Annotated in this window: 29 protein-coding genes; 6 read left to right on the top strand and 23 right to left on the bottom strand. The window is 65.4% G+C overall.

Annotated elements, in window-relative coordinates:
- Window positions 1–71: 71 nt before the first annotated feature.
- The gene (locus NCR37_RS14780) at window positions 72–608 is read left to right on the top strand and encodes a carboxymuconolactone decarboxylase family protein (RefSeq protein WP_250473624.1); all 537 of its coding nucleotides are present in this window, start codon (window positions 72–74) and stop codon (window positions 606–608) included.
- Here NCR37_RS14780 and NCR37_RS14775 read toward each other — a convergent pair.
- The 3 genes from NCR37_RS14775 to NCR37_RS14765 are packed head-to-tail and all read right to left on the bottom strand — an operon-like array spanning window position 605 to window position 3,288.
- A complete protein-coding gene (locus NCR37_RS14775) occupies window positions 605–1,375 on the bottom strand; it encodes a slipin family protein (RefSeq protein WP_250473623.1) in 771 nt (256 codons plus the stop codon). The genes NCR37_RS14780 and NCR37_RS14775 overlap by 4 nt on opposite strands.
- Window positions 1,376–1,390: 15 nt before the next feature.
- Window positions 1,391–2,761, bottom strand: a complete 1,371-nt coding sequence (locus NCR37_RS14770; RefSeq protein WP_250473622.1) for an NfeD family protein — start codon at window positions 2,759–2,761, stop codon at window positions 1,391–1,393.
- On the bottom strand, window positions 2,758–3,288 hold the full coding sequence (locus tag NCR37_RS14765; protein WP_250473621.1) for a BON domain-containing protein: 531 nt from the start codon (window positions 3,286–3,288) through the stop codon (window positions 2,758–2,760). The genes NCR37_RS14770 and NCR37_RS14765 overlap by 4 nt, the downstream gene beginning before the upstream one ends.
- A 101-nt stretch (window positions 3,289–3,389) precedes the next feature.
- On the opposite strand from NCR37_RS14765, the gene NCR37_RS14760 reads away from it, so the two are divergent.
- The gene (locus NCR37_RS14760; RefSeq protein WP_175941218.1) at window positions 3,390–3,809 is read left to right on the top strand and encodes a secondary thiamine-phosphate synthase enzyme YjbQ; all 420 of its coding nucleotides are present in this window, start codon (window positions 3,390–3,392) and stop codon (window positions 3,807–3,809) included.
- 28 nt (window positions 3,810–3,837) lie between these two features.
- Here the strand turns inward: NCR37_RS14760 and NCR37_RS14755 are convergent, their stop codons facing one another.
- The 19 genes from NCR37_RS14755 to NCR37_RS14665 form a co-directional block, all read right to left on the bottom strand.
- The gene (locus tag NCR37_RS14755) at window positions 3,838–4,608 is read right to left on the bottom strand and encodes a CDP-diacylglycerol diphosphatase (RefSeq protein ID WP_250473620.1); all 771 of its coding nucleotides are present in this window, start codon (window positions 4,606–4,608) and stop codon (window positions 3,838–3,840) included.
- 222 nt (window positions 4,609–4,830) lie between these two features.
- Window positions 4,831–5,148 carry a DUF4148 domain-containing protein gene (locus NCR37_RS14750; RefSeq protein WP_250473780.1) on the bottom strand — a complete coding sequence of 106 codons (318 nt, stop codon included), beginning with the start codon at window positions 5,146–5,148 and terminating at the stop codon, window positions 4,831–4,833.
- A gap of 196 nt (window positions 5,149–5,344) precedes the next feature.
- On the bottom strand, window positions 5,345–6,157 hold the full coding sequence (hutG, locus tag NCR37_RS14745) for an N-formylglutamate deformylase (protein WP_250473619.1): 813 nt from the start codon (window positions 6,155–6,157) through the stop codon (window positions 5,345–5,347).
- A 24-nt stretch (window positions 6,158–6,181) separates the two neighbouring features.
- Window positions 6,182–7,501, bottom strand: a complete 1,320-nt coding sequence (locus NCR37_RS14740) for a formimidoylglutamate deiminase (RefSeq protein ID WP_250473779.1) — start codon at window positions 7,499–7,501, stop codon at window positions 6,182–6,184.
- Between the two features lie 56 nt (window positions 7,502–7,557).
- Window positions 7,558–8,133 (bottom strand): HutD/Ves family protein, encoded by a 576-nt coding sequence (locus NCR37_RS14735; RefSeq protein WP_250473618.1) that lies wholly within the window; start codon window positions 8,131–8,133, stop codon window positions 7,558–7,560.
- Window position 8,134: 1 nt separating this feature from the next.
- On the bottom strand, window positions 8,135–8,830 hold the full coding sequence (hutC, locus tag NCR37_RS14730; RefSeq protein ID WP_250473617.1) for a histidine utilization transcriptional repressor HutC: 696 nt from the start codon (window positions 8,828–8,830) through the stop codon (window positions 8,135–8,137).
- Window positions 8,827–10,374 (bottom strand): histidine ammonia-lyase, encoded by a 1,548-nt coding sequence (gene hutH / locus NCR37_RS14725; protein WP_250473616.1) that lies wholly within the window; start codon window positions 10,372–10,374, stop codon window positions 8,827–8,829. Before hutH ends, hutC begins: the two co-directional genes overlap by 4 nt.
- A 132-nt stretch (window positions 10,375–10,506) precedes the next feature.
- Window positions 10,507–10,980 (bottom strand): GNAT family N-acetyltransferase, encoded by a 474-nt coding sequence (locus NCR37_RS14720; protein WP_250473615.1) that lies wholly within the window; start codon window positions 10,978–10,980, stop codon window positions 10,507–10,509.
- A gap of 134 nt (window positions 10,981–11,114) precedes the next feature.
- Window positions 11,115–11,492: a fluoride efflux transporter CrcB gene (gene crcB, locus NCR37_RS14715; RefSeq protein ID WP_250473614.1), complete on the bottom strand. Its 378-nt coding sequence runs from the start codon at window positions 11,490–11,492 to the stop codon at window positions 11,115–11,117.
- Between the two features lie 43 nt (window positions 11,493–11,535).
- Entirely contained in the window at window positions 11,536–11,754 is a 219-nt protein-coding gene (locus NCR37_RS14710; protein WP_241269981.1) for a hypothetical protein, read from the bottom strand.
- 72 nt (window positions 11,755–11,826) lie between these two features.
- Complete coding sequence (locus tag NCR37_RS14705) at window positions 11,827–12,651, bottom strand: M55 family metallopeptidase (protein ID WP_250473613.1); 825 nt, start codon at window positions 12,649–12,651, stop codon at window positions 11,827–11,829.
- The gene (locus tag NCR37_RS14700; protein WP_250473612.1) at window positions 12,648–13,673 is read right to left on the bottom strand and encodes a DmpA family aminopeptidase; all 1,026 of its coding nucleotides are present in this window, start codon (window positions 13,671–13,673) and stop codon (window positions 12,648–12,650) included. Before NCR37_RS14700 ends, NCR37_RS14705 begins: the two co-directional genes overlap by 4 nt.
- Window positions 13,670–14,560: a glutathione ABC transporter permease GsiD gene (gene gsiD / locus NCR37_RS14695; protein WP_250473611.1), complete on the bottom strand. Its 891-nt coding sequence runs from the start codon at window positions 14,558–14,560 to the stop codon at window positions 13,670–13,672. Before gsiD ends, NCR37_RS14700 begins: the two co-directional genes overlap by 4 nt.
- 7 nt (window positions 14,561–14,567) lie before the next feature.
- Entirely contained in the window at window positions 14,568–15,488 is a 921-nt protein-coding gene (gene gsiC, locus NCR37_RS14690) for a glutathione ABC transporter permease GsiC (RefSeq protein WP_250473610.1), read from the bottom strand.
- 9 nt (window positions 15,489–15,497) lie between these two features.
- Entirely contained in the window at window positions 15,498–17,063 is a 1,566-nt protein-coding gene (gene gsiB, locus NCR37_RS14685; RefSeq protein ID WP_250473609.1) for a glutathione ABC transporter substrate-binding protein GsiB, read from the bottom strand.
- 62 nt (window positions 17,064–17,125) lie between these two features.
- Entirely contained in the window at window positions 17,126–19,027 is a 1,902-nt protein-coding gene (locus tag NCR37_RS14680) for a dipeptide ABC transporter ATP-binding protein (RefSeq protein WP_250473608.1), read from the bottom strand.
- A complete protein-coding gene (locus tag NCR37_RS14675; protein ID WP_250473607.1) occupies window positions 19,024–20,010 on the bottom strand; it encodes an isoaspartyl peptidase/L-asparaginase family protein in 987 nt (328 codons plus the stop codon). Before NCR37_RS14675 ends, NCR37_RS14680 begins: the two co-directional genes overlap by 4 nt.
- The gene (locus tag NCR37_RS14670; protein ID WP_250473606.1) at window positions 20,007–21,011 is read right to left on the bottom strand and encodes a MurR/RpiR family transcriptional regulator; all 1,005 of its coding nucleotides are present in this window, start codon (window positions 21,009–21,011) and stop codon (window positions 20,007–20,009) included. The genes NCR37_RS14675 and NCR37_RS14670 overlap by 4 nt, the downstream gene beginning before the upstream one ends.
- On the bottom strand, window positions 20,968–21,177 hold the full coding sequence (locus NCR37_RS14665; RefSeq protein ID WP_250473605.1) for a hypothetical protein: 210 nt from the start codon (window positions 21,175–21,177) through the stop codon (window positions 20,968–20,970). The genes NCR37_RS14670 and NCR37_RS14665 overlap by 44 nt, the downstream gene beginning before the upstream one ends.
- Window positions 21,178–21,186: 9 nt before the next feature.
- Here NCR37_RS14665 and NCR37_RS14660 point away from each other — a divergent pair, with 9 nt between their 5' ends.
- Complete coding sequence (locus NCR37_RS14660; protein ID WP_250473604.1) at window positions 21,187–22,452, top strand: mechanosensitive ion channel family protein; 1,266 nt, start codon at window positions 21,187–21,189, stop codon at window positions 22,450–22,452.
- A 155-nt stretch (window positions 22,453–22,607) separates the two neighbouring features.
- On the top strand, window positions 22,608–23,576 hold the full coding sequence (locus tag NCR37_RS14655; protein ID WP_250473603.1) for a LysR family transcriptional regulator: 969 nt from the start codon (window positions 22,608–22,610) through the stop codon (window positions 23,574–23,576).
- 16 nt (window positions 23,577–23,592) lie between these two features.
- Here NCR37_RS14655 and NCR37_RS14650 read toward each other — a convergent pair whose 3' ends face one another.
- Window positions 23,593–23,889: a YciI-like protein gene (locus tag NCR37_RS14650; RefSeq protein WP_250473602.1), complete on the bottom strand. Its 297-nt coding sequence runs from the start codon at window positions 23,887–23,889 to the stop codon at window positions 23,593–23,595.
- A gap of 160 nt (window positions 23,890–24,049) precedes the next feature.
- On the opposite strand from NCR37_RS14650, the gene NCR37_RS14645 reads away from it, so the two are divergent.
- Together NCR37_RS14645 and NCR37_RS14640 are read left to right on the top strand one after the other, a co-directional pair.
- On the top strand, window positions 24,050–24,286 hold the full coding sequence (locus NCR37_RS14645; protein ID WP_250473601.1) for a hypothetical protein: 237 nt from the start codon (window positions 24,050–24,052) through the stop codon (window positions 24,284–24,286).
- Between the two features lie 162 nt (window positions 24,287–24,448).
- Complete coding sequence (locus tag NCR37_RS14640) at window positions 24,449–26,272, top strand: OmpA family protein (RefSeq protein WP_250473600.1); 1,824 nt, start codon at window positions 24,449–24,451, stop codon at window positions 26,270–26,272.
- The last annotated feature ends 13 nt before the right edge of the window (window positions 26,273–26,285 follow it).

Here is a 26,285-nt window from a genome sequence, read left to right as displayed (position 1 = left end):
ACGGCGGCCCTGCTCCGGCCTACAGTTGACTCACGCCATTCAGATGGCTCACCAACGAACCGGAGCACACCATGTCACGTCTTTCCCAAGTCAACGTCAACGAAGCCACCGGCAAGACCGCGGAACTCTTCACCGCCATCAAGAAGGCCGCGGGCCGCGTGCCGAACGCGTATGCGACTATCGGCACGCATAGCCCGGCGGCGCTCGGCGCGGCGCTATCCAACGATGCCGTGCTCGCGAAGAGCAGTCTCGACAAGGCGGATGTCGAAGCCATCAAGCTCGCCGTCAGCGAATTGGCGGGTTGCGACTACTGTGCCGCTGCGCATACGGTCGTCGGCAAGATGGTCGGGCTCACGCAAGACGAAACGCAGCAGATCCGCGCGGGCGACGCGACCGGCAATGCGAAGCGCGATGCGCTCGTGCGCTTCGTGCGGCAGGTGGCGGATTCGCGCGGCACGGTGGACGCCCGCGTGCTCGCCGATGTGCGCGAAGCAGGCTATAGCGAGGCGCAAGTCATCGACGCGCTTTTCGCGATGAGCGCCATTAACTTCACGAACCTCGTCAACCGCGTGAACGATACGACGCTCGACTTTCCCGCGCTCGTCTAAGGATTCGAGGACTTCGTGAACCGGTCGATCACCGCGCTGACGAGATCGACCGGCACCGGAAACACGATCGTCGAGTTCTTGTCGCCGGCAATCGTCGTCAGCGTTTGCAGATAGCGCAGTTGCATTGCCTGCGGCGCCTGGGCGAGCATCTGCGCGGCCTGCAACAGCTTCTCCGATGCCTGCAATTCGCCTTCCGCATGAATGATCTTCGCGCGACGCTCGCGCTCGGCTTCCGCCTGGCGAGCGATCGCGCGAATCATCGTCTCGTTGATGTCGACGTCCTTGATCTCGACGTTCGATACCTTGATGCCCCACACGTCCGTCTGCGCGTCGAGCACGCGCTGGATGTCGCTGTTCAGGCGCTCGCGCTCGGACAGCAGTTCGTCGAGTTCGTGCTTGCCGAGAATCGCGCGCAGCGTCGTCTGCGAGAGCTGGCTCGTCGCGTCGAAATAGCGCGCGACCTGAATCACGGCTTTCTCCGGATCGACCACGCGAAAGTAGACGACCGCGTTCACCTTGACGGAGACGTTGTCGCGCGTGATGACGTCCTGCGGCGGCACGTCGAAGACCACCGTGCGCAGATCCATGCGCACGACCTGCTGCACGACCGGAATGATGAGCACGAGCCCCGGCCCTTTCACCTTCCAGAAGCGCCCGAGCATGAACACGACACCGCGCTCGTACTCGCGAAAAATGCGCACCGCCGACGCGAGCAGAAAAATAATGAGCGCGAGCACGATGCCGCCGAAACCGAAAGTCAGCCCCATGTTTTTTAGCCTCGTTCAAGCTGCATTGTGATGTGATTCGTCGAACGGCTCGACGGTCAATGTGAGTCCGTCGCGCGCGGTCACCCGCACGCGCGCGCCCTGCCCGGGCAACGCAGCGGGCGATGCCGGCTGCACGCGCCAGCGTTCGCCCTGCACGCGCGCCCAGCCGACGGCTTCGCCGCCCTCCAGCATCACGCCGATGCTGCCGAGCATGGCCTCGCCGCCGCTGACGACGGGCCGCGCGCGCGCCTTCAACGCGAGCCCCGACACCGCGAACACGAACACCGCTGAAAACAGCGCGAGCGCCGCCACGAGTCCCGGCGGAACGCCGAAGCCGGGCACGTCCGTATCCACGAGCATCAGCGCGCCGATGGCGAACGCGACGATACCGCCGATGCCGAGCGTGCCGAACGTCGGCAAGAACGCCTCCGCGACGAGACAGCCGATGCCCAGCACGAGCAAGCCGAGGCCCACGTAGCTCACGGGCAGCAATTGCAGCGCGAACAGGCCGACGAGCAGACAAATGGCGCCCGCGACGCCCGGCAGCACGTAGCCGGGATTCGCGAACTCGAAGAAGAGGCCGTACATGCCGATCATCATCAGTATGAGCGCGACGCTCGGGTCGGTGATCGTCGCCAGAAAGCGGTTGCGCCAGTCGGGCTGGAACGCGACGACGCTCGCCTGAAGCGTCGCCAGCACGCGCTCGCCCTGCGCCGTGCGCACGCGGCGGCCGTCGAGTTTGGCGAGCAGGTCGGGAATGTCGGTCGCGGTGAGGTCGATCACCTTCTGCGCGAGCGCCTCGTTGGCCGAGAGCGCGACGGCTTCGCGCACCGCGCGTTCGGCCCACTGCGCGTTGCGCCCGCGCAGTTGCGCGAGACCGCGGATATACGCGGCGGCGTCGTGGACCTGCTTGCGCGTTTCGGTCGATGCCGCCTCCGAGGCGCCCGACGCCGCGCGCTCCGCTCCACCCGCGCCGAGCTGGATCGGCGTGGCCGCGCCGAGATTCGTGCCGGGCGCCATCGCGGCGATATGGGCGGCGTACACGATGTACGTGCCCGCGCTCGCCGCACGCGCGCCGCTCGGCGCAATGTACGCCGCGACCAGCACCGGCGAAGCGAGGATCGCCTGAATGATGGCGCGCATGGAAAGGTCGAGGCCGCCGGGCGTGTCGATCCGGAGGACGGCGAGTTGCGCGCGTTCGTCCGCGGCGCGGGCGAGAGACCGCACGACGAAATCCGCGCTCGCCGGGCCGACCGCGCCGGTCAGCGGAATCACGACGACGGGCGCAGCAGCTTCGGCGCGAAGCGGAAATACAGCGAACGCCAGCAGCAGCAAGAGGCGTCGGACGAACGGCAGGAGCCGGTCAGCGGGTATCGTTCTCATCATCGGCAATCGCCGGCCGAGGCCGGCGTCGCGCAGGGTCTCGCTTTCAGCTTAGGCGAAAGAACCGTCGTGCGGTCGATGATCTTCTCGACGTCCGCCGTCTCGCTCAAGCCCGCCACGAAGCGCGCGCGGTCGAAATCCGGCGACACGCAGCCGTCCACGTAGACGAAGCGGCGCTGCAGCGTGAGCCACAGGCTCGTCTTGTCGCGCCATTGAAGCAATGCATTCAGCGCGTTTAGACGGCGCGTGACGCTTTCGGCAATCTCGCGGTCGTAGTCGTAACTGTTCGGCAGACGGCAGCGGCCCGCGATCCAGCAACTGTTGCCGCGCTCGATGCGATAGTGCGCTTCGTCGAGCCATTCTGCTTCCGTCTCGAACGGGCCGCGCGGCGCGGGACAATCGGGAATGGCGTTCGATACGTGCAGAAACGGGTCGTTGCCGCGGTTGGCGAGCGTGCCGTCGGCGTGGACGGCGAACGCATGTAGTCCGACCAAAGCGGCGAGCAACGCGGCGGCAATATGTGTGCGCATGATCGTCCGATCGTGTGAACGGCACGCGCCAAGCATAGACCATCGTCGCGCGAGCCAGCCGTTACACTGGAACGGGCACTTTCCCTCGGACCGAAAACGACATGAAACAGGCACTCCACCATCTGACGCTCGCAACCGGCTCGCGCGGCCTGCACGAAGTCACGCGCGACATCGACCGCTGGATCGACTTGCAGGACATTCGCACGGGCCTGCTGACGGTGTTCTGCCGTCATACGTCCGCGTCGCTGCTGATTCAGGAAAACGCCGACCCAGACGTGCGCGCGGACCTCGAACGGTATTTCGAATCGGTCGCGCCGGAAGCGCCCGGCCGCTACATCCACGACGCCGAAGGCCCCGACGACATGCCCGCGCACCTGCGCACCGCGCTCACCACCGTCCAGCTTTCGATTCCGGTCGAAGCCGGCCGCATGGTGCTCGGCACGTGGCAGGGCATCTATGTGTTCGAGCACCGGGCGGCGCCGCATCACCGCGAACTCGTGTTGCATCTGATCGGCGAGTGACCGCGGGCTTCGAACCGATCCGGCGCGGTCACGGCTTGACGATGGCGCGTCCGGCCAGCGCACAGGTGTGATCCTGCAATTCTTCCGACGACGCGAAATCGCCCGGACCGACGTGATCGTTGAGCAGAAAGAACGCGGGCGAGCCGTCGCTGCGCTCGGCGCCGACGAGCAGCAACGTCTGATCGCCCATGCGACCGCCTTCCTGCGCGACGGTCGCGGCGAGCAGCCTGAACGGATCGGTGCGCGACAAGTCCGCGTCGTCGATGCGCAACGCGCGATACCTGTGTCCGCGAAGGCGCCCGGGCAGCGGCGTCCATCGCGTGCCGATGCCCGGCCCCGCTTCGCGCAGCGCCTCTGCCACGTCGTCCGCGAGGCAGTCGATATGAATATGCAACTGGTTCTGCGTGCGTCCGCTCGCCGAGTTGACCGCGAGCGACATCTCGTCGCGCGGCAAGCGGCGGCGCAGCGCGTCGTCGACGTAATGGCGCGCGTTCCATGCATCGCGCCAGTAGTTCGGCGTGTCCGGTTCCAGCAGCGCCGGACTTTCGATGCCGCTCACCCGTGCGGTCGGAATCAACAGATATTGCGCGACGCCGACAATGTCTTTCAGCACCGCATAGCCGCCTGCGACGTTCACCTCGGCGCAAGGCTGCTCGATGCGCGCGCCGTCGGCGGCGGGTACGCAGCGGTCATGGACGATTTGCCAGAGCGCATCGGGATTGCCCGCGCGCGCGGGCGAACACGCGAGGCCCAGCGCGACGGCGGCGCTGGCGAAGAGACACTTCGTGAGGGTGTGCATCGGCAATGATCCGGGACGAAGACCTTAGCGTGCCGGATTATGCTTTCAGGCGCATGACTTCGCTGCTCCGGCCTCGCGCGTGCTGACTACACGACAAAAAGCGCCGGCTGCGATCACGCGGCCGGCGCTTTCTTCTTGCTTCACAACTTACTGCCACTACTACAACTGCCCTGCTCCTGCTGCCCGCGGCGTGCCATCCGCTGCGGGATGACAGACTCCGGCTTAGTGGCCGAAGTAGACCGAATTGCGATCCGACATCGACACGGCTGCACGCGCGCCCGATTGAGCGTTGCCGGCGGTCGACGCGCCATACGACGTCGTTGCAACCGCGCCTTGCTCGGCGTTCACGCGCGCCTGGGCGGCTTGCAGGTTTTGCGGATAGGTCACGCGGTCTTGCGACGGGTTGTAGCCAGCCTTTTCCAACTGAGCGAGTTCGGCGCGAACTTCAGCGCGCGTCACCGGCGCGTTGTTTTGCGCGAACGCGAAAGTCGGAGCGGCCAGAGCCGAAGCGATGACGAGTGCCGGAACGAATGACTTGATCATGATGACCTCCAATAATCTTGTTTTGAGATCGATCGGAAATCGGAGAGCTTTTTAAGCATTTTCTGATTTCCTTTCGCTTGGAGAGAAGTTTAGGAGGTCAGCGACTTAGGGGAAACCCCGATTCTCATGAAAGATATTTGTTCATCCAGCAATAATCCGGGCATCGGCCGAGGCCGATGACGATCGCCACACCTCAACGCGCCGCCACGTGTTCGAGCGCCGCGGTCATCAATTCGCGCAGCAGCGGCTGAACGGCGCTGGCGCGGGTGTCGTCGTAGGCGTAGGGCGACGTTTCCTGCATGTACGTCACCTGCGTCAGTTCCAGTTGCACGGCGTGAATGCCGCGCGCCGGCTCGCCGTAGCGCCGCGTGATGTAGCCGCCCTTGAAACGCCCGTTGGCCACGCAGGTATAACGCCCGTCACGCGATACGACTTCCGCCAGCCGCTCGGCAAGCGCCGGCGCCGCCGATGCGCCGTCTGCCGTGCCAAAGTTGAAGTCGGGCAAGCGGCCTTCGAAGAAACGCGGCACGACCGAACGGATGGAATGCGCCTCCCACAACAGCACGCGCCCGTGCGCTTCGCGCAGCGCGGCGAGTTCGCTGGCGAGCGCGTCGTGATACGGCTGCCAGTAGAGCGCGCGACGCGCCTCGATCTGCTCGCGCGATGGCGCGTGCCCCGGGCGGTAAAGCGGCTCTTTGTCGAAGGTATCGACCGGACACAAACCTGTCGTGTCGCGGCCGGGGTACAGATTCGCGTCGTCGGGCGGCCGGTTCAGGTCGATCACGTAGCGCGCGTATTCCGGCAGCAGAATCGACGCGCCCAACTCGCGCGCGAAGGCATACAGGCGCTCCAGATGCCAGTCGCAATCGTCGACGCGCAGCGCCACTGGCGTCATCTCATCGACGAGCGCCTCCGGAATGCGCGTGCCTCGATGCGGAATCGAAATCAAGAGCGGCGCGGTGCCGCGTTCCAGCGTATAGATGGAGCAATCGTGAACGGTATCCATGTCTGCGGCTCCGGGAGTTGAACGTTACGCGAGCAGTTCGCCGAGCGCCGCGCGATAACGCGCGAGTGCCCGCTCTTCGTCGGCGTGGCGGCGGTCGGTGACGACCTTGCGGCCGCCGACGAACACGTCGCGCACCGGCGTCTGTCCATGCTCGCAGAAGACTGCGCTGGACAGCCACGCGTCGCAGGAAAGACCGCCGATGCCGGGATGCGCTTCGTCCAGCACGATCCAGTCCGCGCGCATGCCCGCCGCCAGCGCACCGACGCGCCGCCCGGTCGCGCTCGCGCCGCCGTCGAGGGCGGCGTCGAATAGACGGTCGGCGGGGCGCGTGTCGCTAGCCGACGCCAGCACGTTGCGTTCGCGACGCAGCAAACGCTGGCCGTATTCGAGCAGCCGCAACTCCGAGCGCCAGTCGACGCCCACGTGACTATCCGAGCCGATGCCGAAGCGCCCGCCCGCATCCAGATAGTCGCGCGCCGCAAAGAATCCGTCGCCGAGATTCGCCTCCGTCGTCAGGCAAAGGCCGGCGACCGCGCGGCTTTCCGCGAGGCCGCGGCATTCGCTCGCGTCCATATGCGTCGCGTGGACGAGGCACCAGCGCGCATCCACCTCGAAGCGATCCAGCAGCCACTGGACCGGCCGCTGGCCCGTCGCGGCGACGCACGCATCGACTTCGGCAAGCTGCTCGGCGATATGAATGTGCACCGGAGCGCGGTCGAACCGGGCGTCGAAGCCTTCGAGCAGCGCCGCAAGCGATTCGCCCGAGACCGCGCGCAGCGAATGCGGCGCGACGCCGTAACGCCGCGCGCCGTTTTCCGGCCGGGCGCGGGCGAGCGCATCGAGCATGTCGAGCAGGCTCTCGGGCGTATGCAGGAAGCGGCGCTGATCGTCGCGCGGCGCGGCCTGGCCGAAGCCGCTGTACTGATAGAGAACCGGCAGCATGGTAATGCCGATGCCCGCGCGCTCTGCCGCATCCACCACGCGCTCGGCCAGTTCCGCGCGGTTCGCATACGGCAAGCCGTCTTGCGCGTGATGCACGTAGTGGAATTCGCAGACGGAGGTGTAGCCCGCCTTCAGCATTTCGATGTAGAGCCAATGCGCGATGTCCGCGAGCGCGTGCGGCTCAATCTTCGCGGCGAAGCGGTACATCAGGTCGCGCCAGCTCCAGAAGGTATCGGCGGCGCTCGCGCGATATTCGGTGAGCCCGGCCATCGCGCGCTGGAACGCGTGCGAATGCAGATTCGGCATGCCGGGCAACACGGGGCCCTTCGCCCGCTCGACGCCTGCGGGAGCCGCGCTGTCCGGCTCGACGCGCGTGAGCGCGCCGTCGTCGCTCCACTCCATCAGTACGTTGCGCCGCCAGCCATCGGGCAAACGCGCGTGTTCCGCGAAATAGAGGTTCAAGCTCGTATCTCCTCGATGCCGATGCAGAGCCACGCGGCATCGCCCGCGGCTTCGACGATGCAAGTGCGCTCGATGCGCGCGGTATCGCCCGGATGAAGCACTGCGCGCGTTCCATCGGCAGACGCGATATACAGGCTGCCGCTCGCGCAGTACGCGAACGTCAGTTCGTGCTCCTGCGCCAGTTCATGGCGCCCGGCGCGCAGGGCGCACACCGACATGCGCGCCCGGTCGCGTCGCACCATCACGTTGAAGTCGCGCGTCGGCCCGTCGATGAGACTCGCGTGGACCGGCGTTTCGCCCGGGAAACGCGCCATTGCGAGCGGTTCGTCGAGCCGATGCTCGCGGCCACCGGCTTCGGCGAGCAGCATGCCCGCGCCGTCGAGCAGGACGAGCGCGCGATCCACGCCGGGAAACGCCGAAAATGCGCCATCCGACGATACGTCCGCGATCGACAGCCGCCACGCGAACGCATCGAGCGCCGCGCCCGGCGGCCCCGCCGCGATCTCGCGCGTGATGCCGCCGCCGTTCTTCCACGGCACGGCGATGAGCGAAGCCGCCGGAATGATCGTCACGTCAGAAGTGCCCGGTGAATTGGTAACGGTCGCCCGGATGCCAGAGATTCGCGACCGACGCGACGGCATCCCGCGACCATGTGCGCCGATGCAGCAGAAGACACGGCTCGTGCTCGCCCATCGCGAGCGCACCGCGAATTTCCGGCGACGGCACGGACGCCTCGATCCGGTACTCCACGCGCTGCAGCGGCGCGGCGATCATCAGGTACTGGTTCGGCGTGATCGTCGTGAAATCCTGCCGCGCGTATTCCGGCGCGAGCGGCGGGTTCACGTAACGTTCTTCGAGCTGCACCGGCTCGTCGTTTTCGAAGTGCAGCACGCGCGAATGAAACACCGGGCTGCCGAGCGCGAGTTGCATCTCGCCGGCGAGCGCCTCGTCGACGATGGATGCGCCCAGATGCAACACCTGCGCGCGATATGCATGACCGCGCGCAGCAATCTCGTCCGAGATGCTGCGAATCTCGACGAGCGTCGACGCGTACTTCGGCTGCGCGACGAAGGTTCCCGCGCCCTGCACGCGCGTCAGCACCTGTTCGGCCGTCAGCTCGCGCAGCGCCCGGTTCACGGTCATGCGCGCAACCTTGAACTCGCGCGCCAGCTCGTTCTCGGACGGCACCAGATCGCCCTCGCGCCACTCGCCGATGTGAATGCGCTGCAGGATGTAGTCCTTGATCTCCTGATACGCGGGCGTGTTCATGCGCTCGCTTCCGCCTTGTCCATGGCTTCCGAAGCAAACGCGAACGGGCTATGCCGCGCGATCGCGCCCTGCTCGACGAGCCTGGCGATGGCCGCGATATCCGGGGCAAAGTAGCGGTCCAGGTCGTAATGCGGCACCTGCGCGCGCAACGTGCTCATCACCTCGATGAGCGGCGCGCTCGTCTTGTGCGGCGCGCGCAGATCGACGCCCTGCGCCGCCGCCAGCAGTTCGATGGCGAGAATGTTGGCCGTGTTGCTCGCGATATCGCCGAGCTTGCGGGCCGCGAACGTGGCCATGGAAACGTGATCTTCCTGATTCGCCGACGTGGGCAACGAATCGACCGAAGCGGGATGCGCCAGGGTCTTGTTCTCGGATGCGAGCGCCGCCGCCGTCACGTGCGCGATCATGAAGCCGGAGTTCACGCCGCCGTCGCGCACGAGGAACGGCGGCAGGCCGGAAAGCGTGGCGTCGATCAGCAGCGCGATGCGCCGCTCGGCCAGCGCGCCGATTTCAGCGGCGGCGAGCGCGAGATTATCGGCGGCGAAAGCAACCGGTTCAGCGTGGAAATTGCCGCCCGACAGGACTTCGCCGGTATCGGGGAAGATCAGCGGGTTATCGGAGACCGCGTTCGCTTCGATCAGAAGCACCTCGGCGGCGTGGCGCATCTGGTCGAGGCACGCGCCCATCACTTGCGGCTGGCAGCGCAGGCTGTACGGGTCCTGCACCTTCTCGCAGTCCGCGTGCGACAGATTGATGCCCGAGCCCGCGAGCAGCGCGCGATACGCCGCCGCTGCGTCGATCTGCCCGCGATGCCCGCGCAATTCATGGATGCGCGCATCGAACGGCACCACCGAGCCCGCGGCCGCATCCACCGACAGTGCGCCTGCCACGAGTCCGGTGCGGAACAGGTCCTCGATGGCGAACAGGTGATACAGCGCGAGCGCCGCCGATGCCTGCGTGCCGTTCAGCAGCGCAAGCCCTTCCTTGGCCTGGAGCGTCAGCGGCTTCAGGCCGGCGACCGCAAGACCGTCGAGCGCGCTCGCGCGTTCGCCGCGAATGGTGACTTCGCCGATGCCGAGCAGCACCGTCGACATGTGCGCGAGCGGCGAAAGATCGCCGGATGCGCCGACCGAGCCCTTCACCGGGATGATCGGCAGCACGTCCGCGTTGAACAGCGTGATGAGCGCCTCGATCACTTCGCGGCGGATGCCCGAATGGCCGCGCCCGAGGCTCGACAGCTTGAGCGCCATGAGCAGCCGCACGACCGGGCGCGACATCGGCTCGCCCACGCCGACCGCGTGCGACAGCACGAGATTGCGCTGCAACAGTTCGAGCTGGTCAGCGGGAATATGCGTATTCGCAAGCCGCCCGAAGCCGGTGTTGATGCCATACGCCGGATCGCCCTTCGCGGCGATGGCCGCGACCGCGCGCGCGCTCGCGTCGATGGCGTCGAAGCTCGCGGGATCGAGCCGCAGAGAATCGGAGCCGCGCGCGATTCGGCGCAGTTGCGGCAGCGTGAGTTTTCCGGGCGTCAGCGTGATCATGTTTCATCCTGTCTATACAAGTCAGACGCCAGTCTAAACGGGCATAAACGGCGAAACAAGAGGCTTTCCGGGATTCCCCTTAGCCCGAATGGCGGATACGCGCAACGCTTGTCTATACAGAACGCGCGATGCTCACAGCACTTTTTCCATCACGAACTGCACGAACCGCTGTCCACGCACGACGACCGCGCGCGCCAGCAGCATCGTGAAACCGCAATATTCGAAGAACGGCCGGCCCGTCGCGCTCGCGTAGGTATGCAGCACCTGCATGCCCGCCTCGTCCGCCTCGGCCTCGATGCGCGCGAGCAGCGCGGTCGCCACGCCTTTGCGCTGATGCTCCGGGTGCACGAACATCATGTCGATCAGGCCGTTCCGCTCCAGATCGGCAAATCCGGCAAGCTGGCCTTCGCTGAACGCGACCCACGTCGGGCGGCTCGCGCGGGCGAGTGCCCATTCGTCGGGATCGGCCTGCGCCCAGACGTCGATCTGCTTTTCGTTGTAATCCGCCGATGCAGTCTCGCGCACCGCGCGGAGAAACAGGTCGATCACGCCGTCGAGATCACTCGCCCGGTACGGTCTGATTTCGATAAGCGGGAACTCGGGCATGTCTTCACCTTCTGTATTGCAATGAAAATCGAGCCGCTGAAAGCGCGGCGAAGTGTCGGGCGTCTGAACGCGGGAAGAATTGTAGGAAACGGGCGCGGGATAAAAGCCAAAAGGTGTCGCGAACGTGTCGCCGATCAGGTTGCCACGGCCACCGTTGCGAGGCCGAGCGCGGTCATCAAGAGCGACGCCCCGACGTGGATCGCAATCTCCGCCAGCGCCCAGCCGAGCCGCCCCTGCTGAAGATGCGCGACGACTTCGGCCGAGAACGTCGAAAACGTGGACAGGCCGCCCATCAGGCCGGTGATGACAAAAAGCCGCCACTCGACGGAGACATCCGGAACACGCGCAAAGAACGCAACCGCCACGCCGATGATGTAACCCGCGATGACATTGGCCGCGAACGTGCCGAGCGGCAGGTTCGGAAAGACGGCGTTCAGGCGCAGTCCGAGCGCCCAGCGGAGCAGCGAGCCGAGGCCGCCGCCGAGTCCCACCGCGATGATCGACAGGTACATGTAGTTGTTCAGTTATCTTGATGAAAGAGCGGGCGTGCCGGCATCACGCCCCGCGAGCCAGCCGTTCGATCAACGCGGCGCGGCTCGGCTCGACGATCCATCCCTGCCCGTGTCGCAGATGCGCCGTCCACGTGCCGTCGCGCCGAGCTTCCCAGCATCCGGCTTCGTGACCGTCGATGAACAGCGATCCGCGCATGACGAGCATGGGATCGGCCGGATCCAGCGCGGTGTCGTCGTTGTGTGCGAGCCTGACGTCATGCATGACACTTCGCCTGCCGAGCATCGGATCGAGCGTGCCTGCTCAAGGGCTCCATTCTAACGATACTTCCGGCCCTCACCGCAACATGAACGACATTGCCGAAAGGCAATTGAGCGTGCGAACGACATGCTCGGCGCTCGGCGCATCTAACGCGAGCGTCACCGCGTCGATGCGTTCGAGCGACGGCCACTGGCAGAAGAGATCGGCGAGCGCGCTCGTCTGAACGCGCAGTTCGCAGTGTTGTGTTGAAGATGCGTGGCGCGTGCCGAAGCGCCCGTGTGCAGCGCCTTCGACGACTTCTTGCGCCGCGCGCCGGATCGCTTCGCATGCCGCAGCGGGCGTTTGCGTGACGCCGCTGGAATAGCCGTGCGCCGTTTTCACGCAGACGAAGCGCGCGCCTGCGAACAAGGGCAACGTCTCGGCGCCGAAGACGTCATCGCCTGTCAGCAGCGCCACGCGCGCGCCGCGTTCTTCCGCGAGCCGGCCGTAGAGCGCCGCCTCGCCGGCCTCGTCGCCGTCGATCACCACGCGCGCGAAGGCCGTGCTGTTGATCGTATGCGCGAGAATGCCGCGGCTTTGCGCGCGTGCGTGGTAGCCGACCATGAACACGAGATCGGGCGATGCTTCGAGGCCCGCCATCATGCCCAGCGTGCGTGGCTTGCCGAGCACGAGCCGCACGCGTGAATCGAACGCATCGGGCAAGAGATTGCGAAAGCCGCCATGCGAATCGTTCACCCATACTTCAGACGCGCCGCCTTCGAATGCACCTTCGGCCGCCGCATTCGCCTCATGCGTCATCCAGCGTCGCGCCTGCTCGTACTCCGCGTTGCCGGGCCGCGTTTGCTCGGGATGGAACACACCTGCGATACCTTCGATGTCCGTCGAGATCAGCACTTTCATGGCGTCAGTTTCAATGCGTCCGTGAGAGATAGCCGCCGATGCCCGCCGCAGCCGGTCACGGTCTCCGCGCTGAAAAGCGCGTCGAGAATGGCTTGTTCGGTGCTGTCGGCAGCCGCCTGAAACAGCGGATCGAGTCGCGCGTCGGGAAGCAAAGGCGGCAGCGTGACGAATGCGGCGTCGTGCGGCACGGTGTACGCCGTCGAAAACGCGAGCGCAATGTCGCCGCTTCCGTGGCCATAGACCGAGCCCGTGCGCGCCAGGCCGGCGGCCGCGCGCATTGCCATGCGTCGCAATTGCCGCGAGTCCAAGGGCGCATCGGTCGCGAGCAGCATGATGATGCTGCCTTGCTCCGGCTTCATCTGGCTTTGCGCGGCCGCGTGCAGTTGGAGGCCGACGGGCGCGCCCGCTATCGTGAGCTGGGGCAAGCGCCCGAAGTTGGCGAGCACGAGCGCGCCGACAACATAAGCGTTTGCGCCGATATCGATGATCCGCGACGCCGACCCGATGCCGCCTTTCAGTTCGAAGCACGACATGCCACGTCCCGCGCCGACCGCACCGCGTGCGAAGTCCTTCGCACATCTGCCGAGCGCTTCGCGGTAGTGCGCCTCCTCGACGGCGAACGCCTGCAAGTCGTTCAGATAGCCGTCGTTGCACTCGAAGACGAGCGGATTGATGCTCGGCCACTCACGCCCTATGTCTTCATTTAATTCGCATGCCGAACGAACTTGCGCCATTGCAACGGCGCCGACGCCAAACGTATTCGTCAATGCAATCGGCGTTTCGAGCACGCCGAGTTCATCGACTTGCACGAGGCCGACGCTCTTGCCGAAGCCATTGATCACGCACGCGGCGGCAGGCACCTTCTCGCGATACAGGTCGCCGCCGTGCGGAAGCACGACAGTCACGCCGGTCTGCAGGTCGCCGGCATCGAGCGTGCAGTGCCCCACCGTGACGCCCGCGACATCCGCTATCGTTGCGCGTGCGCCCGCTCGCAATGTGCCGATATGCGGTGCTTTCGTCACGGCCGGTCCAGCTTCGGATCGAGCGCGTCGCGCAAACCGTCGCCGAGCAGATTGAAGGCAAGCACCGTGAGGAAGATCGCGAGGCTCGGGAAGATCGCGACGTGCGGCGCCATTGCCATGTCGGCGCGCGCTTCGTTGAGCATCGCGCCCCACTCGGGCGTCGGCGGCTGCGCGCCGAGTCCGAGAAAAGAGAGGCTCGCCGCCGTGATGATCGACGTGCCGATGCGCATCGTGAAGTAGACGACCACCGATGAGATCGTGCCCGGCAGTATGTGCCGCACGATGATCGTCCAGTCCGACGCGCCGATACTGCGCGCCGCCTCGATATACGTCAGATGCTTGAGCGCGAGCGTGTTGCCGCGCACGAGCCGGGCAAACGCCGGAATGCTGAAGATGGCGACCGCGCAGACCACGTTCACCATGCCGTTGCCCAGAATCGCGACCACGCCGATCGCGAGCAAAATGCCGGGAAAGGCGAACAGCACGTCGGAGATGCGCATTACGATGCGGTCCCACCATCCTTCGTAATAGCCCGCGAGCAGGCCGAAGAAGGTGCCGATTACCGCGCCTATTACGACCGACAGCAAACCGGCCGTCAGCGAAATCCGGCTGCCGACGAGTATGCGGCTGAGAATATCGCGCCCCAGCGAATCGACGCCGAACCAGTGCGTAGCCGAAGGCCCCGCGTTGAGCGCGTCGTAATCGAAGTAGTTTTCCGGGTCATAAGGCGCGATATACGGCGCGATGATCGCGATCACGATCAGCAGCAGCACGAACACCGCCGCGATCATCGCGACGTGCTGCTGCCTGAACTTGCGCCAGAACTCGGTCCACGGCGTGCGGACGTTCTGCTGCGCGTCGTGTGCGGCTTGCACGGTTACGCTCATGCCGTCCTCACTTGAAGCGAATAGTCGGGTTGATGACCGCGTACAGCAGGTCCACCACCAGATTGATGACGATAAATTCCAGCGAGAACAACAGCACTTCCGCCTGAATCACCGGATAGTCGCGCATCTCGACGGCATCGACGAGCAGCCGTCCGAGGCCCGGCCAGTTGAACACCTTCTCGACCACGATGGAACCGCCGAGCAGGAAGCCGAACTGAAGACCCATCATGGTGACGACAGGAATCATCGCGTTGCGCAGGCAGTGCTTCACGATGACGATCGGCTCATGCACGCCCTTCGCGCGCGCCGTGCGCACGAAGTCTTCGCCGAGCACTTCGACGAACGAAGCGCGCGTGAAGCGCGCCATCACGGCGGCCACTGCCGCGCCGAGCGTGAGCGATGGCAGCACGTAGCTTTGCCACGTGCCGTCGCCGACGATAGGCAGCCAGCCGAGCTTCACCGAGAAGATCTCCATCAGCAGCATGCCGAGCGCGAACGCAGGAAACGAGATGCCCGACACGGCGAGCGTCATGCCGAGCCGGTCGGGCCACCGGTTGCGCCATACCGCCGACACGATGCCGATGGTCATGCCGAACACCACGGCCCAAGCCATGCTTGCCAGCGTGAGCCACAGCGTCGGCATGAAACGCTCCGCGATTTCGGTGCTCACGGGGCGCTTGCTTCGCGTCGATTTGCCGAAGTCGAAGTGCGCGACCTTGCCGAAGAAGCTCGCGAGTTGCTGCGGCAGCGGCTTGTCGAGGCCGAGGTCCGCGCGAACGAGCGCAACCGTCGCTTCGTCCGCTTCGGCTCCCGCTGCGAGCCGCGCGGGGTCGCCCGGCAACAGATGCACGAACATGAACACCAGCACTGCGACGATGAAGAGCGTCGGCAGCAGCCCGAGCAGGCGTTTGGCAAGGAAGTTAAGCATCGCGAGTCTTTACTTGATGGCGATCTCGTCGAAATTGAACGAGCCGTCCGGCATCACATACGCGCCGGCAAGACGCTTGCTGCGCGCGTACACGACCTTCTCCGTCACGAGAAAAATCCACGGCGCGTCGGCCCAGATGCGCTTTTGCGCATCGGCATAGAGCGCGGCTTTCTCGTTGCGGTCGGTGGTGGCGAGCGCCTTTTGCAGGTCGGCATCGACGTTTTCGTTCTTGTAGTACGCGGTATTCGCGAGCTTCGGCGGAAACGATGCGCTCGACAGCAGCGGCGAGATGGCCCAGTCTGCTTCGCCCGTCGACGACGACCAGCCGATGTAGTACATGCGCACCGGAGCCGTCGCAGGATCGGGTGCGCTGTCGACGCGCTGCACGCGCTGCCCCGCTTCGAGCGCCTCCACCGACGCTTTGATGCCCACTTGCGCGAGCTGTTGCTGCACGAACTGGATGATCTTCTGCGCGGTCGTGTGGTTATAGCCGGACCACAAAGTCGTTTCGAAACCGTTCGGGTAGCCCGCCTCCTTCAACAGTTCACGCGCCTTCGCGGGGTCGTATTTCCACGGGCCGGTTTTGGTCGCGTAGTCGACGCCCGGTGGCACGACGCCTTCGGACGGCACTGCATAGCCCGCGAACGCGACCTTTACGAGCGCTTCCTTATTGATCGCATAGTTGAGCGCCTCGCGCACCTTCGGATTGTCGAAGGGCTTCTGCTGCATGTTCATGCTGATGTAACGCTGGATGATCGACGGCGCGGCGATCAAGTCAACCTTCGGGCTCGACTTCAGCGTGGCCGCCTGCTCGAAGGGCACCTGGAACGCGAAGTCCGCTTCGCCCGTTTGCATGAGCGCGGCGCGCGTATTGTTATCGACGACCGGCTTCCAGTCGATCATGTCGATCTTCGGAAAGCCCTTCTTCCAGTAGCCCGCGAACTTCTTCACCTTCAGGTCGTCGGTCTGTTTCCACTCGACGAACTCGAAGGGCCCCGTTCCCACCGGATGAAACGCGATCTCCTTGCCGTACTTCTTGAGCGCGGTCGGCGAGATCATCACCGCGGACGGATGCGCGAGCACGTTGATGAACGCCGAGAACGGAAACTTGAGCGTGACCTTCACCGTGTACGGATCGACCACTTCTGTCTTGTCGATCTTGTTGAAGAGGTTGTAACGCTTGAGCTTGTTCGCGGGATCGGTCACGCGGTCGAAGACGGCTTTCACGGCTTCTGCATTGAAGTCGGTGCCGTCGTGAAACTTCACGCCCTGGCGCAGATGAATGGTGTACACCTTGGCGTCAGGACTCGCCTCGGAGCTCGTCGCGAGCACCGGCTGAATTTTCATGTCCTTGTCGAAGCCGAAGAGCCCTTGATAGAACGACTTCGCGACCGCCTGAGAGAGCGTGTCGTTCGCGTCGTACGGATCGAGCGTCGTGAAGGTCGAGGCGACCGCCATGACGGCGGTGCTTTGCGCGTACGCGGACACAGGACCGAGCGCGGCGAATGCAGCGAATCCGGTGAACGCGCCGGCGGATATGAGCGCGCGCAACGGTGAAGGACGAGAGGACGGCATCGTGAGGCTCCTTGGCTTGACGTTATGGTTCACAACGATGGGGTGCGGGATCGACTCATCGCTCAATAAGCGCCGCCGACATGATGCTCGGCGACGTAATGGCCGGGCCCGACCGCGACGAGCTTCGCGACCACCGGTTCGTCGCCGAGCCTGCGAATGGGACTCGGGACTTCGTCGGCGGCCAGCATGCGTTTCGCGTGACGGCGCGCGGGATCGGCCACGGGCACGGCGCTCATCAACTTTCTCGTGTACGGATGACGCGGCGCTTCGAATACCGCGGCGCGCGGCCCGATTTCGACGATCTGCCCGAGATACATCACCGCGACGCGATGGCTCACGCGCTCCACCACAGCCATGTCGTGCGAAATGAAAAGGTAGGCGACCCCGAGTTCACGCTGCAAATCGAGCATCAGATTCACGATCTGCGCGCGCACGGAGACGTCGAGCGCGGAGACGGACTCATCGGCGATCACGACCTTCGGGTTTAGCGCGAGCGCGCGAGCAATGGCGATGCGCTGGCGCTGCCCGCCTGAGAACTCGTGCGGATAACGCTGGGCGGCCTCGGGCGGCAAGCCCACTCTGTCGAGCAGCCAGTCGACGCGCGCTTGCGCTTCCTTGCCGCTCGCGACGCCATGCACGAGCAGCGGCTCCATCACCGAAAAGCCGACCGTGAGACGCGGATTCAGCGATGCGAACGGGTCCTGGAAAATGAACTGGATATTACGCCGCAACGCTTGCAGTTCGGGGCCGTGTAGCGCGCTGATGTCGCGTCCGTCGAATTCGATCGAACCGCTCTGGCTTTCCACCAAGCGCAACAGCGAGCGCCCGGTCGTCGATTTTCCGCAGCCCGATTCGCCGACGAGCGCGAGCGTTTCGCCGCGGCGCAGATCGAAGCTCACGCGTTCGACAGCATGCACCGCCGCCGTCATGCGCCCGAAGATGCCGCTTCTCACAGGAAAGCGCGTGACGAGATCCTGCACGCGCAAAATCGGCTGACTGGTTTCATCGACGGCGGGCTGCACCTCGTGCTCCACTGCCGCCGATGGCCGCAGCGCGCTCGCGTCGTCAGGAGCCACGTCTGCCGGAGCGACTTCGAGAATCGGGAACTTGGCGGGACGGTCGGTGCCGTGCATTGCGCCGAGCGTCGGCACCGCAGCGAGCAATGCCTTCGTGTATGCATGCTTCGGGTTCCGAAACAGTTCGTCGGAGCGGCCCTCTTCCACTTTCTCGCCGCGATACATCACCAGCACGCGGTCCGCCACTTCCGCTACCACGCCCATGTCGTGCGTGATGAAGATCACCGCCATGTTCATTTCGTCCTGCAAGCCGCGCACGAGTTGCAGAATCTGCGCCTGAATGGTCACATCAAGCGCGGTGGTCGGTTCGTCGGCAATCAGCAGCGCGGGCTTGCAGGAAAGCGCCATTGCGATCATCACGCGCTGGCGCATGCCGCCCGACAACTGATGCGGATAACGCGCGAATACGCGGCGCGCTTCGGGAATGCGCACGAGATCGAGCAGCCGCAGCGCTTCGGCGCGCGCCTGTGCGCGGCTCTTGTTCTGATGCAGCGCGATGGCCTCGGCAATCTGGTCGCCCACCGTGAACACCGGATTGAGCGATGTCATCGGCTCCTGAAAGATCATCGCGATATCCGCGCCGCGCACGCCGCGCATCGTCGCCGACGACGCGCGCGTGAGGTCGAGCACCTGTCCGCTGCGCCGCCGGAACGCGATGCTGCCCGATGCAATGGAGCCGCCGCCATGCTCGACGAGCCGCATCAATGCAAGCGACGTCACGGATTTGCCCGATCCCGATTCGCCGACGATCGCGAGCGTCTCCCCGCGATCCACGTTGAACGTGATGTTGCGCACCGCTTCCACGGTCCGCGAGCGCGAGCGGAATGTGACGGACAGATCGCGCACGTCGATGACGCGCGAGTCCGGCAGGGTCGGCGTCGCGCTCATGAGCGGTAGATGGCCGTGACCGCCTGCTCGCCGACTCGCGCGAACCCGCGATACATGCCTTCGGTGTTGAACGGCAGCGTGACGTTGCCGCGCGCATCGACGGCGATGAGCCCGCCGCGTCCGTCGATACGCGGCAGCTTTCTCATCACGACGTCTTCCGCAGCGGCCTGGAGCGTCAGGCCGCGATATTCCATCTGCGCGGAGACGTCGTAGGCCGCGAGCATGCGGATGAACATCTCGCCGGTGCCGGTGGTCGATACCGCGCACGTCGCGTCGTTCGCGTAGCAGCCCGCACCGATCAGCGGCGCATCGCCGACGCGGCCCGCTTGCTTGTTGGTCATGCCGCCCGTGGACGTGGCCGCCGCGAGATGGCCTCGTGCATCGAGCGCTACTGCGCCGACCGTCCCGAACTTCTTCTTCGGATCGATGGGGTCGTCCTCGCCAGTCTGGTGCGACTCTTGCGCGGCTCGCGTGGCCGCATCGTGATCCAGTAGCGTGCCGGACTGGCCCCGCGCGTTGAGCCATTGCTGATAGCGCGCATCGGTATGAAAGTACGACGGATCGACGAACTGCAGCCCTTGCGCCTGCGCGAACGCCTCCGCGCCTGCACCGGTGAACATCACGTGCTCGCTCACGTCGAGCACGCGGCGCGCGGCGCGCACGGGGTTTCTCACGCGCGTCACGCAACTGATTGCGCCGGCGTCTAGCGTCGCGCCATCCATGATCGACGCGTCCAGTTCGTGCGTGCCCGCTGCGGTGAACACCGCGCCGTGGCCCGCGTTGAAGAGCGGACAGTCTTCGAGCAGGCGCACGGCTTCGGTCACGGCATCGAGCGCGCTGCCGCCATCGGCGAGCACGCGCTGGCCCGCGCGCAAGATATCGCCGAGCGCGGCGTGATAGCGCGCTTCGGCGTCGGTGCTCATGGCCGAGCGCAGGATCGTGCCCGCGCCGCCGTGAAGGGCGATGACTGGAATGGCGCTCATGTTTCGCGCGGCTCCGTGTGAGTGTGTCGTTTGGCGGATGCGCGACGCGGCGCGCGCGCGGACGTAGCCGACTGCGCAACTGAAGGCACGGCTGGAGCCCCGTTCAACATCGGCGGCGCGACGAGCCACGGCAACACGAATTCGGTGAGGCCCGATGCCGCTTCCACCGAGCGTTTTGCGCGATGCGCGACTGCGTCGCACAGTGCTTCGATGACGGCGAGCACCGCCGTATCGCAATTGGCGGCAAGGCGGCGCTCGGCGCGGATCGTCAGTACGAGATCCGCGATGCTTGCGAGCGGCGACGCGCCGCTGTCCGTGAGCGCCACGACGCGCACGCCCCGCTGCCGCGCTTGCCGCGCGAGCACGATGGTGTCGTCGACATAGCGCGGAAATGCGAGGGCGACGAGCACGTCGTCGCGCGATGCCGTAAAGAGCCGCCGAGCCGCATGCGACGGCCCGCCGTGGAGCGCGAGCGACTGCACGTTCGCGCAGTACGGCGTGAGGCCGTGTTCCATGAGACCCGCGAGAAACGCGCTCGCGCCGTAGCCGAGCACGAACACGCGTTGCGCGTTCAGGACGGCCTCGACGAGCGCTTCGGCCTTCGCGGCATCGACCGAATTTTGCGCGAGACGCACGTTGGCTGCTGCCTGCGCGAGCGACGATTCGAAGACTTCGGCGCCGCTCGCCGGCGATTCCAGCGACGAGCGCAGACGTTCGACCGGCGCGATGGTCGCCTCGAAGCCGCGCACGAGCGCCTCGCGGAACGCCGGATAGCCCGAGAAACCGAGCGCCCGCGCGAAGCGGTTCGCCGTCGCGATCGAGGCGCCGACGGCGTCCGCCAGTTCGTCGATGCGCATGGTCGCCGAGCGGAACAGGTTCGCCAGCACGAACGCGCCCATGCGCTGATGAATTGGCGTGAGCATCGGCATGGCGGCGGCGATGCGCGTCGAAATCAGCTCATCGGCACTCGCGGGCGAAACGACCGGTGGGCGGCGGGACATACGCGGCGGCAGGCTGCTCGGAAGTCGTGGTGAAAGTATGTTTACCCAAAACCGCCGCCGAAAAAAATTCATTTTCATCGGACTGGGGTTTTCGATAAGCGGACTGTGCGTTCAACGAGCCGTGCGCGTTCATGCACAATACGGGACGCATCACTTCTTTGGCCATGATCCACGCATGAATCTCGACTGGCTTCCAGACACGCTTTCACGGCATCTTCCGACGCAGCCCTGGGCGCAACTCCTTCTCGGGCTCGTCGCCCTCTTCGTCATCGCCGAGTTCGCGCAATGGGTCATCGCGCGCGTGCTGCTGCGTATCGCGCACCGGCTGCTGGTGCTGGCCGGTCATGCGGCGTGGGATCAGGCGTTCATCCGGCATCGCGCGTATCACCGGCTCTGGTATGCGGCGCCGTTCGCGGTCGTCGCCCTCGGCATCGGCGAAGTCCCGCATATCGGACACTGGGCGACGGCCGTGGCACGCGTCGCGCACGGCGCGGCATGGGTGTGCGTGTTCCTCGCGACGGGCAGCGCGCTCTCGGCGTGGCAGGACGTCTACGCCGCGAGCAAGGAAGCGCAGACGCGCTCGATCAAGGGCTACATTCAGATCGGCAAGCTCGCGCTCGCGCTGATCTGCTTCGTGCTGGTGCTGTCCATTCTCATCGACCGTTCGCCGCTCTGGATGCTCTCCGGGCTCGGCGCCCTCTCCGCCGTGCTGCTGCTCGTCTTCAAGGACACGCTGCTATCGCTCGTCGCGAGCACGCAACTCACGTCGAACGACATGCTGCGCATCGGCGACTGGATCGAAATGCCGCAAGCACTGGCCGACGGCGCGGTGCGGGACATTGCGCTGCATACGGTGAAGGTCCAGAACTGGGACAACACGATCACGACCGTGCCCACGTACAAGCTCTTTTCGGAGAGCTATCGCAACTATCGGCACATGTTCGAATCGGGCGGGCGGCGTATCAAGCGGACCATGCGGATCGACGCGCAATGCGTGCGCTTTCTCACCGATGAGGAGACGCAACGCATGATGCGCTTTCGCCTGCTGCACGATTATCTGCTGCAAAAACAGACGGAAGTCGAACAGGCGAACCGCAATCTCGGCGAACTCGCGGCCGAGCCTGCGAACCGGCGGCGGCTCACGAACATCGGCACATTTCGCGAGTACGGGCTCGCGTACCTGAAGCATCATCCCGAGATACGGCAGGACATGGCGATCATGGTTCGGATGATGGAGCCGGAATCGCAGGGCATTCCGGTCGAGGTCTATTGTTTCACCGCGACGACCGCGTGGACGCAATACGAGCGCATTCAGGGCGACGTGTTCGATCATCTGCTCGCGATCCTGCCCGAGATGGGCCTGCGGCTCTATCAGGCGCCTTCGGGCACCGACTTCGCCGGCGTCGCGGGGCGTCTGCGCGGCGAAATGCCGACGCTCTGAGGCACTGAGTTTTCTGCCGGAAGAATCAGGCAAGAATCGTCCAGTTTTGTGTATTCACGCATCGCGCACCGGTCCTTACGATGTGACCATTCGCCGATGCGCCCTCGGCTTGCCGGGCGCGCATCGCCATCCATCGCGAACAAGGAAAACTCACCGTGATCGATCGCGTCCATGCCATGCGTGTCTTTACGCGTGTCGTCGATACGAACAGCTTCACGCGCGCCGCCGAATCGCTCGGCATGCCGCGTGCAAGCGTCTCGACGACCGTGCAACAACTCGAAGCGCTCGTCGGCGTGCAACTGCTCGCACGCACGACGCGGCGGCTGAACCTGACCGTCGACGGCGCCGCCTACTACGAACGCTGCGCGCAGATTCTCGCCGACATCGACGAACTCGAATCCGGCTTCGCCGCGGGCGAAGAACGGCTGCGCGGACGCCTGCGCGTCGAGATGCCGGATACGGTCGCGACGTCGATCGTCGTCCCCGCGCTGCCGGAGTTTCACGCGCGTTATCCGCAGATCGAACTGTCGATCGGCATCGGGATTCGCAATGTGGATCTCGTCGGCGAAGGCGTCGATTGCAGCATTCAGCTGGGCGAATTGCCCGATTCGGGGTTGATCGCGCGGCGGCTCGGCATGCTCGAACAGGTGACGTGCGCGAGCCCCGCTTATCTCGAGAAGCACGGCACGCCCGCGACCCTCGATGAACTCGCGCAGCATGTCGCTGTGAACTGCGTGCCGGAGAAAAGCGGCCGCCCCGCGGATTTCGAATTCGACGTGGATGGCAAGCCGTTCACCGTGAGCATGCGCGGCTTCGTGCAGGTCGCCGACGAGCACGCGTACCTCGCGTGCGGGCTCGAAGGGCTCGGCCTGATCCAGCCGCTTTCCATCGCGGCGCAGCCGTATCTGCGCTCCGGACAACTGCGGGAAGTGCTGCCGCAATGGAAATCGCCGCCGCTCAAGGTGTCGGTCGCGTTCCTGAAAAGCAGGCAGGCGACGCCGCGCGTTTCCGTTTTCGTCGACTGGCTCGCGGAATTGTTCGAACGCTCGCAACAGATGGACGACACGCTCACGAGCCTCTATCGCGCGGCACGGCGTCGGCCCGAGGAAACGGCGGACGCCTGAGCCCGCCGCCTTCGGTCTAGCGAACGGGCGTGGCCGCGTCCTCGCCCACCACCGTGTTCCATTTGCGCACTTCCCAGCGTTCGACCAGTTTGTTCGTCACATACGGATCGTTGCGCGCGAACGCTTCGGCGGCGTCGGGCGAGTCGCCTTGAAACAGCAGCATCGCGCGATCCGCCGGCGCATCCAGCGCGCCCGCCAGCACGATCTCCCCGCGCTCGACGGCTTCCCACGCCAGCTTCAGATGCGCATCGCGATATTGCGCGCGGCGCTCCAGATAGTCCGCGCACAGGTGATAAACCAGCAGATAGTGCATGTGAATGTCTCCTTGCTTGAAGTCGTGCCATAGCCCGAACGGCTATCCGATGGAATTTTGCCCCGTTTGCGGGCAATTTTGAGATTCAATCAGAACCGTCTGATCGTCAATCGTTACAAGATGGCACATCATGCGCGGGTACTCGAATCAGGACCCTCCCATGTATCGCGATCAACCTCCCTGCAACACCTGCGCGAAGCACGATTGCCGCTCTTGCGCGTGGACCTCGCCGCTCGACGCATCGTATCGCAGATTCATCCACGCCCATTCCGTCTTGTCGTTGCTCGCCGTCGCTGCGCGCAATCTCGACACGCCCGCCGCGAAGCCGTCGTGGTTCGAGGGCGTGAAGGCGCGCCTTGCGCGCATTTTTTCGGATTCGTCCGCGCGTTCGCGCTAAAAACGAGCTGTCAAGCGTTGCAAGCGCCTTCTTTAATGAAGTGGCGTGCGCGCGGCACATATGTAAAGAAATATCCCGTCAACTTTTCAGGATACCTGCACATATAGAATGCGCACGTCATTGCGCCCGCGCTCGGCGTCATAGTAAAAGGATAGGCAGTCGATGAGTATCAATCTGGTTCAGGCGGTCAACACCGCGATCTCCGGCGAGATTGCGGAACAGTTGTCGCAGAAGTTCGGCATTCCTGCGCAGATCGTGCAGCAACTGGCCGCGCGCACCGCGCCGGGGCTGGTGGCCTCGGTGATGGACCGGTCGGCGCTCGCCGACGGCGCGCGTGCCGTGTATTCCGTCATCATGTCGCCCGACGCGAACGCCTTCGTGGCCGAGCAGTTGCGAAACGTCATCACGACGACCGCCGGCCTGAAGCATCTGGAGGCGTCGGGCCATCTGCTCGCTTCCCGCGCGACGGGCCAGCGCATCGACGCGCTGACCGACGCGGTGTCGGCCGAGACCGGCGTGCCCGTACAGGCCACCTCCGCGCTTGCGGGCATGTTGTCGGCCATCATGTTCGGCATTCTCAAGCATCACTTCCTGCTTTCGCAGGCGAACCTGTCGCAGTTGCCGGCCTTGCTGCGCGACCAGATCGGCGAAATGCGCGCATCGCTCACGCATAACGCGGCGAGTGCAATCGGCGTGGGCAACGTGGATGGCTTCGTGAGCAGCATCGGCGCGCGGCTCGACGCGGTCGGATCAACGCTGGATCTCGCCGACGAGCCTCCCGTGCCGGCAGCGGGCTCCGCGAGCTACGCAACACCCGCGCCGACGCGAAACACGCCGCCGGTCGTCGCGCCCCCGCCTCCGCCCGCGCCCCCCGTGGCACCGCCGCCGACGATGTCCGCGCCGCTGCGCGCCCCCGTGCGCAAGCCCGCGCCGAAGCGGTCCAACAAGGCGGTGTGGCTGCTTTTCGCGGTGCTCGCCGCGATTCTCGCGCTCGTGTATTACCGCGGTTTCACCCACAACCCGAACGTCGATCTGAGCTCGAACGCGGCAACGACGCCCGTTGCGACGGTCGCGCAGCCCGCTTCGCAGGCCACGGCCCCGGTGGACACGGCGTCGACCGCTATCCCCGCTTCCGTCTCGGCCGCCGCCGCCCGTTCCGGCGCGGCGAGCGAAGCAGCAGCCAGCACGCCGGTTGCGGCAGCGAAGGACGCGCAGATGGTGTTTTCCGTCAATGAAGCGGGCGTCCCGTCCATTCAGGCGACGGTCGGCACGGACGCTGAAAAGCAGCAGCTCGTTGCGGCGCTAGAGCATCGTTTCGGACAAGGCTACAGCGCAGAAGTGACGGTGGCGCCGGGTACACCGCCCGCCCCGTGGCTTGCGCGGCTCAAGGAATTGACGCCGTTGATGGCGGTGCCGGGCGCGGAGGCGAAGGTCATCGGCTCCAAGGTCGAGTTGAGCGGCGCCGCGGCGGACGCCAAGCTCGGCTGGACCGAGCGCCTGAAGAACTCGCTCGGCGGCATGTTTCAGGTCAGCTCGTTCGACGTGGACGGCGCGGTGGCGCGCGCCACGCAATCGTTTCGCAGCGCAATGAAGACGCTGCTGGCCACCGACGACGCCTGCTCCGGACCGAAACTCACGGCGGTGCTCGACCTGCAGGTGGTCAACTTCGGACGTTCGAGCGCCACGGTGCCGGAAGGCGCGGCCGCGACGCTCGGCGAAACGGCGCAGTTGCTTAAGAATTGCGCGGCGAAAGGTTCGATGGTGAACCTCGACATCGCGGGCTATTCGGACGGCGTAGGCGCGCCGCCCGCGAAGCTGGAAATGTCGAGAGAACGTGCGCAGGCTGTCCGCGCGTTTCTCGTGAAGAACGGCGTGCCGCCGCAGTCGCTCACGGCGACGGGCTACGGCGACGCCAACCCTGTGGCCGACAACGCGACCGCCAGCGGACGCTTCGCGAACCGTCGAATCGAGTTCGTCGTGAAGTAAACGCTGCCCGCTC

The organism is Caballeronia sp. GAFFF1 (genome assembly GCF_023630705.1).
Taxonomy (GTDB): domain Bacteria; phylum Pseudomonadota; class Gammaproteobacteria; order Burkholderiales; family Burkholderiaceae; genus Caballeronia.
Note: the sequence above shows the minus strand (reverse complement) of the source record. Positions and strands in the feature narration are given on the sequence as shown.

What these genes read in the sequence shown, in the direction of transcription:
- NCR37_RS14780 (WP_250473624.1), top strand. Translation starts at nt 72, where the DNA reads ATGTCACGTCTTTCCCAAGTCAACGTCAACGAAGCCACCGGCAAGACC.
- NCR37_RS14775 (WP_250473623.1), bottom strand. Translation starts at nt 1,375, where the DNA reads ATGGGGCTGACTTTCGGTTTCGGCGGCATCGTGCTCGCGCTCATTATT.
- NCR37_RS14770 (WP_250473622.1), bottom strand. Translation starts at nt 2,761, where the DNA reads ATGATGAGAACGATACCCGCTGACCGGCTCCTGCCGTTCGTCCGACGC.
- NCR37_RS14765 (WP_250473621.1), bottom strand. Translation starts at nt 3,288, where the DNA reads ATGCGCACACATATTGCCGCCGCGTTGCTCGCCGCTTTGGTCGGACTA.
- NCR37_RS14760 (WP_175941218.1), top strand. Translation starts at nt 3,390, where the DNA reads ATGAAACAGGCACTCCACCATCTGACGCTCGCAACCGGCTCGCGCGGC.
- NCR37_RS14755 (WP_250473620.1), bottom strand. Translation starts at nt 4,608, where the DNA reads ATGCACACCCTCACGAAGTGTCTCTTCGCCAGCGCCGCCGTCGCGCTG.
- hutG (WP_250473619.1), bottom strand. Translation starts at nt 6,157, where the DNA reads ATGGATACCGTTCACGATTGCTCCATCTATACGCTGGAACGCGGCACC.
- NCR37_RS14740 (WP_250473779.1), bottom strand. Translation starts at nt 7,501, where the DNA reads ATGGAGTGGAGCGACGACGGCGCGCTCACGCGCGTCGAGCCGGACAGC.
- hutC (WP_250473617.1), bottom strand. Translation starts at nt 8,830, where the DNA reads ATGAACACGCCCGCGTATCAGGAGATCAAGGACTACATCCTGCAGCGC.
- hutH (WP_250473616.1), bottom strand. Translation starts at nt 10,374, where the DNA reads ATGATCACGCTGACGCCCGGAAAACTCACGCTGCCGCAACTGCGCCGA.
- NCR37_RS14720 (WP_250473615.1), bottom strand. Translation starts at nt 10,980, where the DNA reads ATGCCCGAGTTCCCGCTTATCGAAATCAGACCGTACCGGGCGAGTGAT.
- crcB (WP_250473614.1), bottom strand. Translation starts at nt 11,492, where the DNA reads ATGTACCTGTCGATCATCGCGGTGGGACTCGGCGGCGGCCTCGGCTCG.
- NCR37_RS14710 (WP_241269981.1), bottom strand. Translation starts at nt 11,754, where the DNA reads ATGCATGACGTCAGGCTCGCACACAACGACGACACCGCGCTGGATCCG.
- NCR37_RS14705 (WP_250473613.1), bottom strand. Translation starts at nt 12,651, where the DNA reads ATGAAAGTGCTGATCTCGACGGACATCGAAGGTATCGCAGGTGTGTTC.
- gsiD (WP_250473611.1), bottom strand. Translation starts at nt 14,560, where the DNA reads ATGAGCGTAACCGTGCAAGCCGCACACGACGCGCAGCAGAACGTCCGC.
- gsiC (WP_250473610.1), bottom strand. Translation starts at nt 15,488, where the DNA reads ATGCTTAACTTCCTTGCCAAACGCCTGCTCGGGCTGCTGCCGACGCTC.
- gsiB (WP_250473609.1), bottom strand. Translation starts at nt 17,063, where the DNA reads ATGCCGTCCTCTCGTCCTTCACCGTTGCGCGCGCTCATATCCGCCGGC.
- NCR37_RS14680 (WP_250473608.1), bottom strand. Translation starts at nt 19,027, where the DNA reads ATGAGCGCGACGCCGACCCTGCCGGACTCGCGCGTCATCGACGTGCGC.
- NCR37_RS14675 (WP_250473607.1), bottom strand. Translation starts at nt 20,010, where the DNA reads ATGAGCGCCATTCCAGTCATCGCCCTTCACGGCGGCGCGGGCACGATC.
- NCR37_RS14670 (WP_250473606.1), bottom strand. Translation starts at nt 21,011, where the DNA reads ATGTCCCGCCGCCCACCGGTCGTTTCGCCCGCGAGTGCCGATGAGCTG.
- NCR37_RS14665 (WP_250473605.1), bottom strand. Translation starts at nt 21,177, where the DNA reads ATGGCCAAAGAAGTGATGCGTCCCGTATTGTGCATGAACGCGCACGGC.
- NCR37_RS14660 (WP_250473604.1), top strand. Translation starts at nt 21,187, where the DNA reads ATGAATCTCGACTGGCTTCCAGACACGCTTTCACGGCATCTTCCGACG.
- NCR37_RS14650 (WP_250473602.1), bottom strand. Translation starts at nt 23,889, where the DNA reads ATGCACTATCTGCTGGTTTATCACCTGTGCGCGGACTATCTGGAGCGC.
- NCR37_RS14645 (WP_250473601.1), top strand. Translation starts at nt 24,050, where the DNA reads ATGTATCGCGATCAACCTCCCTGCAACACCTGCGCGAAGCACGATTGC.
- NCR37_RS14640 (WP_250473600.1), top strand. Translation starts at nt 24,449, where the DNA reads ATGAGTATCAATCTGGTTCAGGCGGTCAACACCGCGATCTCCGGCGAG.